The following is a 12991-nucleotide window of genomic DNA, read 5'->3' on the forward strand; positions in this document are numbered from 1 at the left end:
TTGTGCCGGCTTTCCGTCGAGTACTTGCTTCAGGGCACAGCTACGCAGAAATTGTTGAGCGGACACGCAGCGAAGAATCGGGGAAAGTGAGCTGCCCGGAAGCCGTTTGCGCTGGTGAGATCCCGGATCATGATCCATGCCGAAGGTTGGAAAAACCTAGGTAGTGCCACGGGGGCTCCTCCTGGCGGGCAGCCAGCCGTTGGCGCTCATTTTTTGGGAAAATTCCGAGTCGAACACCACGGCGCCCGTAAGTTACGGAATCACTGCGCCCGCTCGAGCGCCCGCCCGACCACAGGTCAGGTGCCAGAGGTTCGCTCATCAATCATGCGCTGCAATTCCGCCTCATCCGGACACGGATGCTTGTCGACAGGGCACTGCCGGTCCCCGGGAAGCACACCCATTCGTTCAGCAGCCTCGATGCACCCCGTGCACACGATATCCGAGTCATGCAGCAGTGCCGGCTCGTTTTCAATGTGGCCGCAAAGGGCCCGGCGCCACTCCGCGTCCCGGCAACACACCAGGTGATCCAGTTTCCCTGGTTGCTCGATGAGATTGGACGCAGCTCCCCGCGCAGGGCCGCGACCCAATTCCACAGGCCCGGCTTTCCCAGCTGCATTCGGATTTACCGCTGATGTCCCAGTCATCGCTCCCCGATGGAAATTATTCAGATATTGCTCGCCCCATTGGACGACATCGGTAAACGATTGTAAACCCTCGCTCCTGCTCCTGAATGGGACCGATAGTGATCGGCCAGCCTTGCCAGCCCCTCATCAATCGAGACGGCGGGCGTCCAGTTGAGGAGTTCCCGGGTCTCGCGCTGGTCGAACCAGTGGGCGTTGGAGAGCTGCTCGGCGAGGAACCTGGTCATCGGCGGCTCCTCTTGCCGCCCTGCCCGGGTCCAGAGCTTTTCCACCACGGCTCCTGCAGCCCGTGCCACGGCACCCGGCACAGACCACGACGGCGCCGGGACGCCGCCCGCAGCGCAGATGCCCGCCAGCAGCTCACCCACCGGGCGCGGCTCGCCGTTGCTCACCACCACCGCCCTGCCATGGACGTGTTCCATGCGGTGCAGGGCTGCGACGATAGCCGCGGCGGCGTTGTCCACGTAGGTGGTGTCGATCAAGGCCGCGCCGGCGTCGAGCAGCGGCAGACGACGGCGGCTGGCGCGGGCCAGGACCCGTTCCACCAGCTGCGTGTCCCCCGGACCCCAGACGATGTGCGGGCGCACCACTGCGACCTGGAAGCCCGGAGCGTCCGCCGCCAGCGCCAGGAGCTCCGCCTCGGCCTTTGTGCGGGAGTAGTCCCCGTGTGCGCGCTTAGGGTCCGCCGGCTCCGCGCCCAGCCCGGCGATGGCGGCACCGGAATTGGCCACGGACGGGGAGGACACAAACACCACGTCCTGCACCCCGGCCGCCCGCGCGGCTTGAAGCAGGCGGCGGGTCCCTTCGACGTTCACCTCATCGAACTCCGCGGCACGGCCCGTGAAGGAAACCTTCGCGGCCAGGTGGATGATTCCTTCTGCGCCTTCCACTGCTCCCCGGAGCGCTTCCTCGTCGGTGACGGACCCGCAGAAGTCCGTGGCGCCGTCGACCCCCGATGGACGGCGCTGGAAGGTGGCCACATCATGGCCCTGGCGGACCAGCAGCCGGGCCACTTCTCCCCCGAGCAGCCCGCTGGCGCCCGTGACGAGGACCCTCATGGCTTTCCCGGCCGGCCGCCGGCCAGCACCCGTGAAGCCCAGCGGGACAGGCGGGTCCTGTCGATCTTGGCGTTGTGCCGGATGTCCGTGGGCTGTGCGGGGACTTCGAGCACAGCGGAGACCTGGACGCCGGCCTCGCGGGCCGCCCTGCGGACATCACCGGCGAGCTGCGGCGCAGCAGGGCCGGCTTTCCGGGCAGGAGGGAGGGTCTCGACGACGGCGACCACCGCCTGGGTGCCCGCCGGTCCGACGCCGGTAATCGCCGCCAGCCGGACGGAGTCCAGCCGTTCGATCGCCTGTTCGGCACCCACCGGCGTCACGACGGCACCGGGCGCCGTCACAACATGGGCGAGGCGCCCCTCCACCCACAGCCGGCCGGCGGCATCGAAGTGCCCCACATCGCCGGTGCGGTGCCATCCAGGCAGGCCGGCGCTTTCCTGCTGCGTCAGCCACAGCCTGTCGTACGCTTCCTTGACGTGCGGCGCGCTGACCAAAATCTCCCCCGTCACGCCGGGCTCGGTCACGGGATGGGACCCGGGTGCGGTGCCGTCCGCGGCCAGTGGGACGATGGCCACTCGGGCGCCATGCACCGGCAACCCCACACACACGCCGTTGCCAGCTCCCGCAACAGCGCCGGCGGGATTCTCAGCGCCGGCGGCAGCGTCGGCGTCGGCGGCCTGGATTTGTTCGAGGCTAATGTCGGTGACCGGCAGCGCCTCCGTCATCCCGTACGGGGTGTGCAGCGAGGCCCGGGGCAGCAGCCGCTGCACCTCGGCCAGCAGCGGTTCCGGAACGGGGGCGCCGGCAGACAGCAGCAGCTCCACGCCTTCCAACGCCTTACGCCCTGCGGCACTCAAACCGTCCCGGGTGGCCAGGACGTTGCGCAACGCGGCCGGTGAGGCGAAAACCACCGTGGCGTCTATCGCCGCGGCGGCATCGGCGAGCGCACCGGCCGTCAAGGTGCGCGGCGCGGTGACGTCCATGGCCGGCGTTACCGATACCGCTCCGAGCGCCGGTCCCAGCAAAGCGAAGGGTGCAAATCCTGCCACCAGCCGTGAGCCCGGGCGGATCCCGAAGGTGGCGGCCACCGTGTCCCGCATCGCGGCCAGCTGCCGGTGCGTATAGAGCACGCCCTTCGCGGGGCCGGTGGAACCCGAGGTGAAGAGGACGGCGGCAGCCGCATCCGGATCCACCGTGTCCGCCACCTGTCCTGAACCATGTCCAGTGCCGGAACGGGCCAGGGCCTCGAGGGAGGCCTCGACGCCCAGCATCCGACTGCGGGCGGCCGGAAGATCGCACACACTGATTCGCCGCCCGGGCCAGCCCAGCACGGAGGCAGCCGCGAGCGCCTTGTCGATGCCGATGAGGAAGTCGGGGGTGGCGCCTTTGACGGCACGGCTGAGGCCCTTGGTTCCCAGTCCGGCGTCGGCCACCACCACCACGGCGCCCAGGCGCAGGCAGGCGTAGAGGGCGACGGTCAGGTCCACCCCGGGCGGAACCATCAGGCTCACCCGGCTGCCGCTTCGCACGCCGGCTTCCTTCAGCCCCGCGGTGAGGTCCAGGATGTTCCGGTCCAGCTGCTGCCAGCTGAGCGAGCGGGCAAGCGTACCGTCCGGCGCCATTTCCGCGACGGCGGTCTCTCCTCCTGCCGGCCCTGAAGCCTGCTCGCCGAGCTGGTCCCACAGGGGCCGGAAGGTTGCCGGCTCCGGTTCTGCCGCATCGGCCAGCGCTTGGCTGCCGGGCGTTAGGTGCTCCGCTCCCGGGGAATCACTTTGGCTGCCACCGACGTCTGCGGCGAGCCACTGAAAGACCGGTGCCGTGATGTTCCGGTCCTCCGCCACAAGATGGCCGGCGCCTTCGAAGCGGTGCACGTCCGCGTGCGGAAGCCGGCCGATGAGGTCCTTGAGGTACCGGTCGGAAAAGATGGGATCCCGCGGGCCCCAGAGCATCAGCGCCGGAACCTTCAGCCCGCGCAGCCCTTCCGCCACCGAGGTGAGCGTCGAAAAGCTGGGGTGGGAGGCGTCCACCGGAATGTCCGCCACAAAGTTCCCCACCCCGGCCCGGTGGTCGGCACCGCGGTACGGCGCCATATAGGCGTTCCGGACATCGGCGGGCAGCGGCGGGTGGGCCAGGGAGTGAGTTACCCGCAGAAACGCGTCCGACGTCGTTGTTCCCCACGTGTGCAGGGCGGGGTGCAGGGCCAGCCGCAGCGCAGGCGGGATACCTGAACCGGCAGGCTGGTGGACGGCCGTGTTGGTCAGCACCACACCAATGAGCTGCTGCGGGTGCGCCAGGGCCCAGCCCAGGCTGATCACCCCGCCCCAGTCGTGGCCCACCGTCACCACGTTCCCGTCCAGGCCAAATGCGTCCGTCAGGTCACCTAGGTCGTTGATCCGGTCAGCCAGCCGCCGGAAGGTGCCGGTGCGCTCCGAGTAGCCCATGTCCAGCTGGTCCACCGCCACAACGCGCCACGGGTGGGCCGGATCCGATCCGGCAGCCAGCAGCGTCCGCCACAGGTATGACCAGGTGGGATTGCCGTGCACGCACAGCAGGGTACCGGCGGGAGTCAGGCCCAGGCGGGAGAGCTGGGCGCCGTTGTCCAGCAGGTGCCAGCGGCGCACTGTGCCGGGCGCATCGGCTCCAGACGTGGACACAACCTCGACTTCGCGGGACCATTCCGGGTCCACGCCGGGCCAGTCTGCGCCTACCAAACGATTTCCATCATGGCGGTGTTCAGCCCGGATCCGACGCCCATGCAGAGGACCCGGTCCCCGGTTTCAAGGGATTGCGCTTCGGCCGCGAGGGTCATGGGCAGGGACGCCGGGCCTACGTTGCCCCAGTGCGGGAAGGTGATGGGCACCTTGGCAGGGTCCAGGTCGATGGCGTCGATGATGGCCTGCGTGTAGGCATTGCTCACCTGGTGCGTCACGTACCGGTCCATGTCGGCCCAGTCCCACTCCGGCCGGGCTTCATGCCAGGCGTCGACGACGAGCTGGAGGCCGCCGTCGAGCAGGCCTTTTGTGTCGGTGGCCATGCCGTCAATGCCGCCCACGCACAACTCGTGGTGTTCGGTGCCGGCACGCATCACACCGCCAACGATCCGGTGCGCACCCGGGTGCTGGTCTGCCGGGCCCAGGACTGCGGCGGCGGCGCCGGAGCCCAGGGTGAGGGTGGCGAACTCCCGGTTGAAGTCCTCGCGCGTGGTCTCGGGCCGCTGCAGACGGGCAAGCGTGGCTTCCTGGGTGGCCTCGGCATCCTCGGCGTTGACGATCATGGCGTACTTGATCTGGCCGGAGTCGATCATGTTGGCGGCCAGGGTCAGGCCGTTCACGAATCCCAGGCAGGCGTTGGCCAGGTCGAAGTTCATGGCCGACGACGGCAGGCCGAGTCCGTGGTGGATCTTCACCGCGACGGACGGTTCCAGGTTCCGGCGCGTGACGGAGGTGTTGATCAGCAGTCCGACGTCGGAGGCTTCAACGCCGGCCTCTGCCAGGGCCTTTGCACCCGCTTCGGCGGCAGCGTCATCAAAGGACGTCCCGGCCGCCCACCAGCGGCGGTGCGTGACGCCGGCAACGCGCTCAAGCAGCCGGGGCGGGAACTTCAGCCGCTGCAGGGTGGACGCCAGCCTGCGGTCGAAATCCGTGGAGCTCACGATCCTCGGAGCCTCCACACTGCTCACCGAAAGCAGCGCGGTGTTGCTATGCCGGAAGGTTGCATTTCCTGCCAATTCGAGCCCCTGTTCGTGTCCGTCCTGCAGCCATGCGCTGACAGTACGTTAGCCGACTGACCGGAGACGCGATGGTAAGCATGCTTAGGATATGTTACAGGTGCAACCCCGGGCCGCCAACCGGAAGAGGAAGCAAAACGGAATGGGGCGGCGCGCCTGGGCATGGCTTTTTATGATGCCCGCGGAGCGCGCCGCGACGTGAATGCGTATCAAGGAGTGGCCCGAAGGCGCATAGTTGGACGATGACAGGTCCTTACACCCGGGGCGACTCCTTCAGTTGCGGGGCTTCCCGGGAACACATCCAACAAGCGCTCGTGGACTCCGGGGCGACGGACGTTCTGTTCAGCCAGCGCGGGAACCGGAGTGCCATCGCCTTCAGGGCCAGCGGAAGGCAATTCCGTATCGTCGTTCCCTTGCCGCATCCTGATGGTGCCTTGACAGGTTCCGGGGACACAGCGGAGGGCCCCATCCGCGAAGCGAAGGCAAAAGAACTGGAACGTGCCACCCGCAGGTTTTGGCACGCCCTGTCGCAGTCCATAGACGCCAAACTCCGGGCGGCTGCGGCAGGCATCGCCACCCTTGAATCCGAATTCCTGGCCCATGTGGTCCTTCCAGGGAACCGCACAGTGCTGGACGAACTCGAACCCGTCATCGACTCCGCTTACCGGTCTGGCCGGCGTCCCTCGTTCGGTGATTCGGACCCGGCTCTTCGGCTAAGCCCTGCGGAGCAATGACGGCGTAGACTCCCAACTTCCGCTGTAGGGCAACACAGCGGAACTGCTTCTGGTGGAGGACACCCAAAGCTGTGGCCTCCTGGCCGCGGCAGTGCCAGTATGTGGAGAACCAAGTTCACCCCGGCGCCCCTCCCGGGCAGCAAGGACGCGGTCATGACCTATATCAACGACTTAAGCGATGTGGGGCCAGACGACGTCGCCGTGGCTGGCGGCAAGGCCGTGGGTCTCGGTGGCCTGATCCGCGCCGGGCTGCCGGTCCCGCCGGGGTTCGTCCTCACCACCGATGCTTATTCGCACTTTGTGGATGCCAACCACCTCGCAGCGGACATCCAGGACATCGCCACGCTGCCACCGCAGGCGGAGCCGCAGGCCTACGAGGATGCCTCCCAGCGAATCACCGCACTGTTCAGGACCGGCACCATGCCCGCCGAAATCGCAGCCGAACTCGGCGCCGCCTACGGGCATCTCGGCAGCAGAGAGGCGGCGGTGGCCGTGCGCTCCTCTGCCACAGCCGAGGACCTCGACTCCGCCAGCTTCGCCGGCCAGCAGGAAACCTACCTGAACGTGCGCGGCATGGTGGAGCTGTCCACGGCGGTGATCGACTGCTGGGCTTCCCTTTGGACGGCGCGGGCCATGGCCTACCGTGCCCGGGAAGGTGTGGGACCGCAGGAGGTGCGCCTCGCCGTCGTCATCCAGCAGATGGTGGAGGCCGAGGCAGCCGGGGTGATGTTCACCGCCAACCCCTCCAACGGCCGGCGCGACCAGACGGTGATCAGTGCTGCATGGGGCCTCGGCGAGTCAGTCGTCAGCGGCATAGTCACCACCGATGACCTGGTGGTCGACGCCGGGACCGGCACCGTGGTGTCGCGGCGGACAGCCGACAAGGACGTGATGACGGCCTACGCGGAGAAGGGCACCCGGGAGCAGCCGGTGGCGGCAGCCCGCCGTCGTGAACCCGTGCTCGATGACCGGGCGGCGGCGGAACTGGTCCGTCATGGACGGCGGGCAACGGATCATTTTGGCGCACCACAGGACATCGAGTGGGCACGGGCTGCCGGCAGGTTCTTTATCCTGCAGTCCCGCCCCATCACGGCGCTGCCCGAACCGGCGGCTGACACCCCGGACACCTGGCCCCTGCCCTATCCGAAGGGGCTCTACTTCCGGGCGAGCATCGTGGAACAACTCCCCGACCCGCTGTCACCACTGTTCGCCGACATGATTGACGGTTCCGTGGCGAGGTCGCTGACAGCCTTGCTGGCCGAGGCCCTGGGCAAGAACGTCATCCGCGACGGCGACGTCAGAATGCCCACCATCAACGGCTACGCCTACTACTATTACCGCACTTCCGGCATGTGGCGGATGATGGGCAAGGCTCCTGCCGCCGTGGGCGCGCTGGCCCGCGGCAAGGCGCACATGGGGGTGGCCGGCTGGCGCGAGTTTTCGCATCCCCGGTACCAACGGGTGATCAAGGATTGGCATTCGAAGCCCCCGGCGGAGCTCACCGGCGGGGAACTGCTGGAGGGCGCCCAGGCATTGCTGGACGCCGGGACCGTGTACTACACCGCCGTGCAGTCGATCATTCCGCTGGCCGCCACCAGCGAGCTCTCCTTCCGTGCGTTCTACGACAAGCTGGTCCGGCGCGACGGCGATCCCCCGGCCCAGACGTTCCTCCTCGGCTACGACAGTGAACCGATCCGGGCGGAGAAGTCACTGCATGACCTGGCCGGCTGGGCCCGCAGCGACCCCGGGCTGACGTCGGCTTTGCTGGAACGCCCGACGGCGGCGCTCGCCGAGTGCCAGCGCACGGGTTCCGCGCCCGCCGGTGTGGACAATGCGCTGTGGCAGGAATGGCGTTTCGCCTTCCAGGAGCATCTGGACCTCTACGGCCACGCGGTCTACAACCTTGATTTCGCCAGCCCCGTGGCCACCGACGACCCGTCCGCGCTCTTGGAGACGGTGAAGTTCTACCTCCGCGGGCAGGGCACCGACCCGCATGAGCGGCAGCGGCTGCTGACCGAACGCCGGGAGTCGCTCACTGAACAGATGGCCGGCCGGCTCGGGCCGCGCCGGCGGGCAGCCTTCCTCCGTCTGCTCCGGTGGGCCCAGGAGGTGGCGCCAATCCGTGAGGACGCGCTGGCCGATGTCGGCCTTGCCTGGCCGCTGCTGCGGCGGATGCTGCTCGAACTCGGTCAGCGGCTGGTGGATTCCGGCGTCATCGCTTCGCCGGATGACGTGTTCTGGCTGCGCTACCAGGAGCTGCGCAGCGCCGTCGATTTTGGCCTCGCCGCGCCTGGGGTGCGGGCCGCCGTCGTTATTTCCGGTGCTGCCCGGCCTGTCCGCGCGGCCGCCGTCGAGGAGCGGAGGATGCTGTGGCGGGGCCAGGTGAAGGCCGCCGCCCCGCAAATGCTTCCCGAGAGCCGGTGGATGGAACGGGCGTTTGGGTCGATGATGCCGGCCGGCTCGCAGCACCAGCGCGGGGATGTCATCAAAGGCGTGGGGGCCAGCTCGGGCCGGGTCAGCGCTCCCGCCCGCGTCCTGGCCGGGCCGCAGGACTTCGGCCAGATGGAACCCGGAGACGTCCTGGTGGCCCGCATCACCACTCCCGCCTGGACGTCGCTGTTCGCGATGGCCTCGGCCGTGGTGACTGACGTGGGCGGCCCGCTCAGCCACAGCTCCATCGTGGCCCGCGAGTACGGCATCCCTGCCGTCCTCGGCACCGGAGTGGCCACGCAGCGGCTTGCCACGGGCCAGCAGATCCTCGTGGATGGCGACGCCGGCACGGTCACCATTGAGCGGCCGGTTGGTGCGGATGCCACGCCAGGAGGGGACGTCGTCGGCGTCTGAGGGTTCAGCGAGGCCGGCGGCCGCGGTCAGCTTTCCAAAGGCCAGGCGTTCCGTGGGACCTCTTGCCTATCGCTTGCCAGGACCAAGTGGAGTACGTTGAGCCTACGCCGTACGAGTAGGTGCTGCTGGGCACTGTCATTCCGGCCACCACCGCCTGGACTCCCACCGCCAGCCCGGCTTGAACAACGATGTCCGTGCCAGGGCAAAAGCTCAGCCACTTCAAAGAGGCAAACCCATGACAGCTGCAACCATTCCCCGCCCCCGCCCAAACGCCAAAACCCGGTGGCTCGTGCCCGCCTCCCTGATCTTCCTCAGCCTCGTGCCGATCATCGCCGGGGCTGTCCGCCTGACGGACCTCACGGGAGGCCAGATAACGCCGGATAATGCGCGGTTCTTCGATTCGCCTGTCCCCATGCTGATCCATATCCCAACGGTCACCGTGTACTTGGTGCTGGGCGCTTTTCAGTTCGTTCCCTCGCTCCGCCGCGGTAAGCGGGGCAGGGCAAGCTGGCACAAAATCGCCGGGCGCATCCTTGCGCCCACCGGCCTGCTGGCTGCCCTGTCCGGTTTATGGATGGCCGTTTTCTACGACCTCCCACCCTTGGACGGGCCGCTGCTGCTCATCCTCCGGCTGGTGTTTGGGTCTGCGATGGTGGCGTTCATCGTCCTGGGATTCATCGCCGTGCGGCGCCGGAACTACGTCCGGCACGGCGAGTGGATGTCCCGGGCGTATGCCATCGGCATCGCCCAGGGAACCATCGTTGTGGTGACCATCCCCTGGATTGTCCTGGTGGGTCCGGTGGACGAGCTGACCCGTGCCCTGCTGATCGGGGCGTCATGGGTTCTGAGCCTGGCGGTGGCCGAATACTTTATCTACCGCCGGGCACATGCTTCAGCACGGAAGCCCCGCCCCGCTATCCAGCCTGCTTAGGTTGATCGCGTGGAACGAGCCGGTAGGCGAAGCGACTGTCCAGGCCGCCGGGGCCCATCCTGAGGTCTACTCCTTCGGTGGGCAGCAGCACGGGCGCCTGGAACACCTGCCCGCTGCAAGGGACCTGCACGGGGGCGAGAACTTGAGCACCACCCCAGGAGGAGACGGACAGCTCAGCCACCGGCAGTCCGGCGCAGACGAAGTGCAGCTCGTACTGGCCGGGTTCGGCCGTCAGGCTGGCCGTGGTGGTGGTTTCCGCGCTGCTGGTGCCACGTAGTTCACCCGGTAGGTGCGGCTGGAGCTGCTGTGCTGCCCACTCTGACACGTCCTCCAGCTCCGAAGCCCTGCGGTCCGGGTTGGTCTGCACTTTGACGCCCGTGGCGGACGGTTTGCCCGACGGTGGAACCGCGCTGATGGTGATGGGCCCGCCGTCGTGCCTGACAAAGCGGTCCAGCGTGGAGGTGCACTCAAAATTAGACGCCTCCGGAACGCCGTCCGCCTTCACAATGGTGAGCTTGGCGCCGTAAACCCCGGCACAGGCGCCTGTGACCATGTAGTCTCCGGGCGCCAGGACAACGGACAGCTTCCCGGCGGGTTCCGCCTCTGACGGCATGCCGGGGTCGGCGGGGGAAGCCTCGAGCAAACGCGCCACTTCACCGACGTTTTCCTCAAAGGACCGGGGCTGCGGTGTTGCCGCCGGCGGGGATGTTTGAGCCGGTTGTTCGGACGGGCCGCTGTACTCGCACCCGGCAACTGAAATCACCATGGCGGCTGCAGCGAACAGAACTACTCCGCGCCGCGCCGGCATCCCCCCAAGAGCTGACATGGCTCCGAGTCTACGGCCTCCCTCTTCTGAGCCGGACGTTACGTGGCGGCGGGTGGGAGGTCCTGGTGAAAGCACCTAGCCTTGGAACATCGGTTGCAAAGCTCAGCTGTTCGATGGCTCCCTGTGCCGGTCAACATTCTTGAGAACCAGCACGGAAAGGTGCGCACCTATGCGGATACTCGTCGTCGGAGCCGGAGCCACCGGAGGGGCGTTCGGTACCCTCCTGCAGGAAGCGGGACGGGATGTCACGTATCTGGTGCGGCCGCGCAAGCAGGAGGCCCTTCGCCGCGACGGGCTTCGCTTCATCTCCCCCACCGCTGACCGGACGCACGCAGTGAAGACCATCACTGCCGCGGACGGGTCAGGGCCATTCGATCTGATCCTCGTCACGGTCAAAGCCACCGCGTTCGAGGGCGTCCTCGGCGAGATCGGGGCTTTCATCGGGCCGGGAACCACCATCGTTCCCATCCTCAACGGCATGGCCCACGTGGACCGGCTTGAGCAGCAGTACCCGGGGCAGGTGCTGGGCGGGCTGGCGCGGATTGTCGCCACGCTCGACGGCGACGTGGTCCGCCAGCAGGTGCCCCTCACCTCCCTCATGGTGGGCGGGCTGAACGGAAACCCTGTCCCCGCGGATGTTTCCGAAGCTCTGGACGTGCCCGGCGTCGACTTCTCGGTAGTGGACGACGTAGTAGGCGCACTGTGGGATAAATGGGCGTTCATCGCTGCCGCAGGGATCATCAATTGCCTGTTCCGGGCGCCGGTTGGCCGGATCATCGCTGCCGGCGGGCGGTCCAAAATTCTGGCGGCCATCGATGAAACTGAAGCGGTGGCGGCGGCAGCAGGACATTCCGTTTCCGACGCCGCTCATGCACAAGCGATCGGAATCCTCACTGAGCCGGGATCGGCCTTCACGTCCTCCCTGTACCGCGACCTCAGCGCAGGGCTCCCGTCGGAAGCCGAGCACATCCTCGGTGACCTCGCCCGCAGAGCCCGGAACCTCAACGTCCCGACGCCCCTGTTGGACCTCACCCTCATCCAGGTCAGGGCCGCCGTTCAGCCCTGACCATGTTCGGCAGCCCCGGCCGGGCCTGCACGTGCGTCATCAAGCCACGCTGATTCGGGGAGCTGAGCCTCGCTGTGATAATCCGATAGGTATGTCTTCTTTATCCCAACCGTCCACGTCGGCAGTCGCCGCCGAAGAACGCAGCGCCCGCATCGCCGTCACTCTCTTTCCCGTGCTGATCCTGGCCGGAGGAGCCGTAGCGCTTGCCGCGCCGGCAGCCTTCACCGGGCTGGGCCCGTGGATCAACCCACTTTTGGGCGTCATCATGTTTGGCATGGGGCTGACACTTACGCCCCCTGACTTCGCCGTCATTGCCAAGCGTCCTGTTCCGGTGGTGATCGGCGTCGTGGCGCAGTACGCCATCATGCCGTTCCTCGGCTGGCTGGTCGCGGCGGCGCTGGGGCTGCCTCCGGCACTGGCCGCGGGCGTCATCCTGGTGGGCTGCTGCCCCGGTGGAACTGCCTCCAACGTGGTCTCATACCTAGCTAAGGGTGATGTGGCCTTGTCTGTGGCGATGACCTCCGTTTCAACGTTGATCGCTCCGCTGTTGACCCCGGTGCTGGCACTGTGGCTGGCCGGCCAGTACATGCCGGTGGACGCTGGTTCCATGGCGTGGTCCATCGTCCAGATTGTGCTGTTCCCCGTGTTGCTGGGATTGGTGGTCCGCCTCTTCCTGCCGCGCCTCGTGGACAAGGCATTGCCTGCCCTTCCCTGGATTTCGGTACTCGCCATTACGGCTGTGGTGATTGCGGTGGTAGCCGGAAGCGCGAAGGCCATCTTCGCTGCCGGGCTGCTGGTTCTCGCAGCGGTCATCCTGCACAATGGCCTGGGCTACGCCCTCGGTTACGCTGCGGCCCGCCTGTTCCGGCTGCCGATTCCCGCCCGGCGCACCACTGCGATCGAGGTTGGTATGCAGAACTCGGGGCTTGCAGCAGGGCTGGCACGCCAGTACCTGACTCCGGAAGCAGCCCTGCCTGGCGCTATTTTCTCCGTGTGGCACAACGTTTCCGGTGCTGTCCTGGCCGCTTATTGGCGACGCCGCAGCACTCCTGCTGTACGCGACGGCGAACCGGTTCCCGCGGCAATCACGGAGTAAGCGTAGTTCCAGCCGAAACCCGGATTAACCGCCCACACCAAAAGCGCCTGCCGCCCCTTCTTCCGGAA

Annotated in this window: 9 protein-coding genes; 5 read left to right on the plus strand and 4 right to left on the minus strand. The window is 67.4% G+C overall.

The window, feature by feature from the left end; all coding sequences use genetic code 11:
- Positions 1 to 664: 664 nt before the first annotated feature.
- Genes G6R19_RS12685 through G6R19_RS12695 form a run of 3 tightly spaced genes read right to left on the minus strand, consistent with a single transcriptional unit; the run spans position 665 to position 5426 of the window.
- The gene (locus tag G6R19_RS12685; protein WP_163165455.1) at positions 665 to 1699 is read right to left on the minus strand and encodes an NAD(P)-dependent oxidoreductase; all 1035 of its coding nucleotides are present in this window, start codon (positions 1697 to 1699) and stop codon (positions 665 to 667) included.
- Positions 1696 to 4410: an alpha/beta fold hydrolase gene (locus tag G6R19_RS12690; RefSeq protein ID WP_163165457.1), complete on the minus strand. Its 2715-nt coding sequence runs from the start codon at positions 4408 to 4410 to the stop codon at positions 1696 to 1698. The genes G6R19_RS12685 and G6R19_RS12690 overlap by 4 nt, the downstream gene beginning before the upstream one ends.
- Positions 4404 to 5426 carry a 3-oxoacyl-ACP synthase III gene (locus G6R19_RS12695; RefSeq protein WP_205484401.1) on the minus strand — a complete coding sequence of 341 codons (1023 nt, stop codon included), beginning with the start codon at positions 5424 to 5426 and terminating at the stop codon, positions 4404 to 4406. Before G6R19_RS12695 ends, G6R19_RS12690 begins: the two co-directional genes overlap by 7 nt.
- A 242-nt stretch (positions 5427 to 5668) precedes the next feature.
- Between G6R19_RS12695 and G6R19_RS12700 the strand changes: the two genes are divergently transcribed.
- The 3 genes from G6R19_RS12700 (at position 5669) to G6R19_RS12710 (ending at position 9935) form a co-directional block, all read left to right on the plus strand.
- Positions 5669 to 6160 (plus strand): hypothetical protein, encoded by a 492-nt coding sequence (locus G6R19_RS12700; RefSeq protein WP_163165459.1) that lies wholly within the window; start codon positions 5669 to 5671, stop codon positions 6158 to 6160.
- Between the two features lie 153 nt (positions 6161 to 6313).
- Positions 6314 to 9004, plus strand: a complete 2691-nt coding sequence (locus G6R19_RS12705) for a PEP/pyruvate-binding domain-containing protein (RefSeq protein WP_163165461.1) — start codon at positions 6314 to 6316, stop codon at positions 9002 to 9004.
- A 235-nt stretch (positions 9005 to 9239) separates the two neighbouring features.
- Positions 9240 to 9935, plus strand: coding sequence for a DUF2306 domain-containing protein (locus G6R19_RS12710; protein ID WP_163165463.1), 696 nt, complete (start codon positions 9240 to 9242; stop codon positions 9933 to 9935).
- Here G6R19_RS12710 and G6R19_RS12715 read toward each other — a convergent pair.
- Positions 9919 to 10761: a hypothetical protein gene (locus G6R19_RS12715; RefSeq protein ID WP_163165465.1), complete on the minus strand. Its 843-nt coding sequence runs from the start codon at positions 10759 to 10761 to the stop codon at positions 9919 to 9921. The genes G6R19_RS12710 and G6R19_RS12715 overlap by 17 nt on opposite strands.
- Positions 10762 to 10930: 169 nt before the next feature.
- Between G6R19_RS12715 and G6R19_RS12720 the strand changes: the two genes are divergently transcribed.
- On the plus strand, positions 10931 to 11827 hold the full coding sequence (locus G6R19_RS12720) for a 2-dehydropantoate 2-reductase (RefSeq protein WP_163165467.1): 897 nt from the start codon (positions 10931 to 10933) through the stop codon (positions 11825 to 11827).
- 91 nt (positions 11828 to 11918) lie between these two features.
- Positions 11919 to 12923 carry a bile acid:sodium symporter family protein gene (locus G6R19_RS12725; protein ID WP_163165469.1) on the plus strand — a complete coding sequence of 335 codons (1005 nt, stop codon included), beginning with the start codon at positions 11919 to 11921 and terminating at the stop codon, positions 12921 to 12923.
- Positions 12924 to 12991 lie beyond the last annotated feature (68 nt).

This window comes from Arthrobacter sp. Alg241-R88 (assembly GCF_900537115.1).
In the GTDB taxonomy this organism is placed as follows: Bacteria; Actinomycetota; Actinomycetes; order Actinomycetales; family Micrococcaceae; genus Arthrobacter.

Bases quoted from the DNA above. Each gene is read 5' to 3' on its own strand.
- G6R19_RS12685 (WP_163165455.1), bottom strand. From the start codon at position 1,699: ATGAGGGTCCTCGTCACGGGCGCCAGCGGGCTGCTCGGGGGAGAAGTG.
- G6R19_RS12710 (WP_163165463.1), top strand. From the start codon at position 9,240: ATGACAGCTGCAACCATTCCCCGCCCCCGCCCAAACGCCAAAACCCGG.
- G6R19_RS12720 (WP_163165467.1), top strand. From the start codon at position 10,931: ATGCGGATACTCGTCGTCGGAGCCGGAGCCACCGGAGGGGCGTTCGGT.
- G6R19_RS12715 (WP_163165465.1), bottom strand. From the start codon at position 10,761: ATGTCAGCTCTTGGGGGGATGCCGGCGCGGCGCGGAGTAGTTCTGTTC.
- G6R19_RS12725 (WP_163165469.1), top strand. From the start codon at position 11,919: ATGTCTTCTTTATCCCAACCGTCCACGTCGGCAGTCGCCGCCGAAGAA.
- G6R19_RS12700 (WP_163165459.1), top strand. From the start codon at position 5,669: ATGACAGGTCCTTACACCCGGGGCGACTCCTTCAGTTGCGGGGCTTCC.
- G6R19_RS12705 (WP_163165461.1), top strand. From the start codon at position 6,314: ATGACCTATATCAACGACTTAAGCGATGTGGGGCCAGACGACGTCGCC.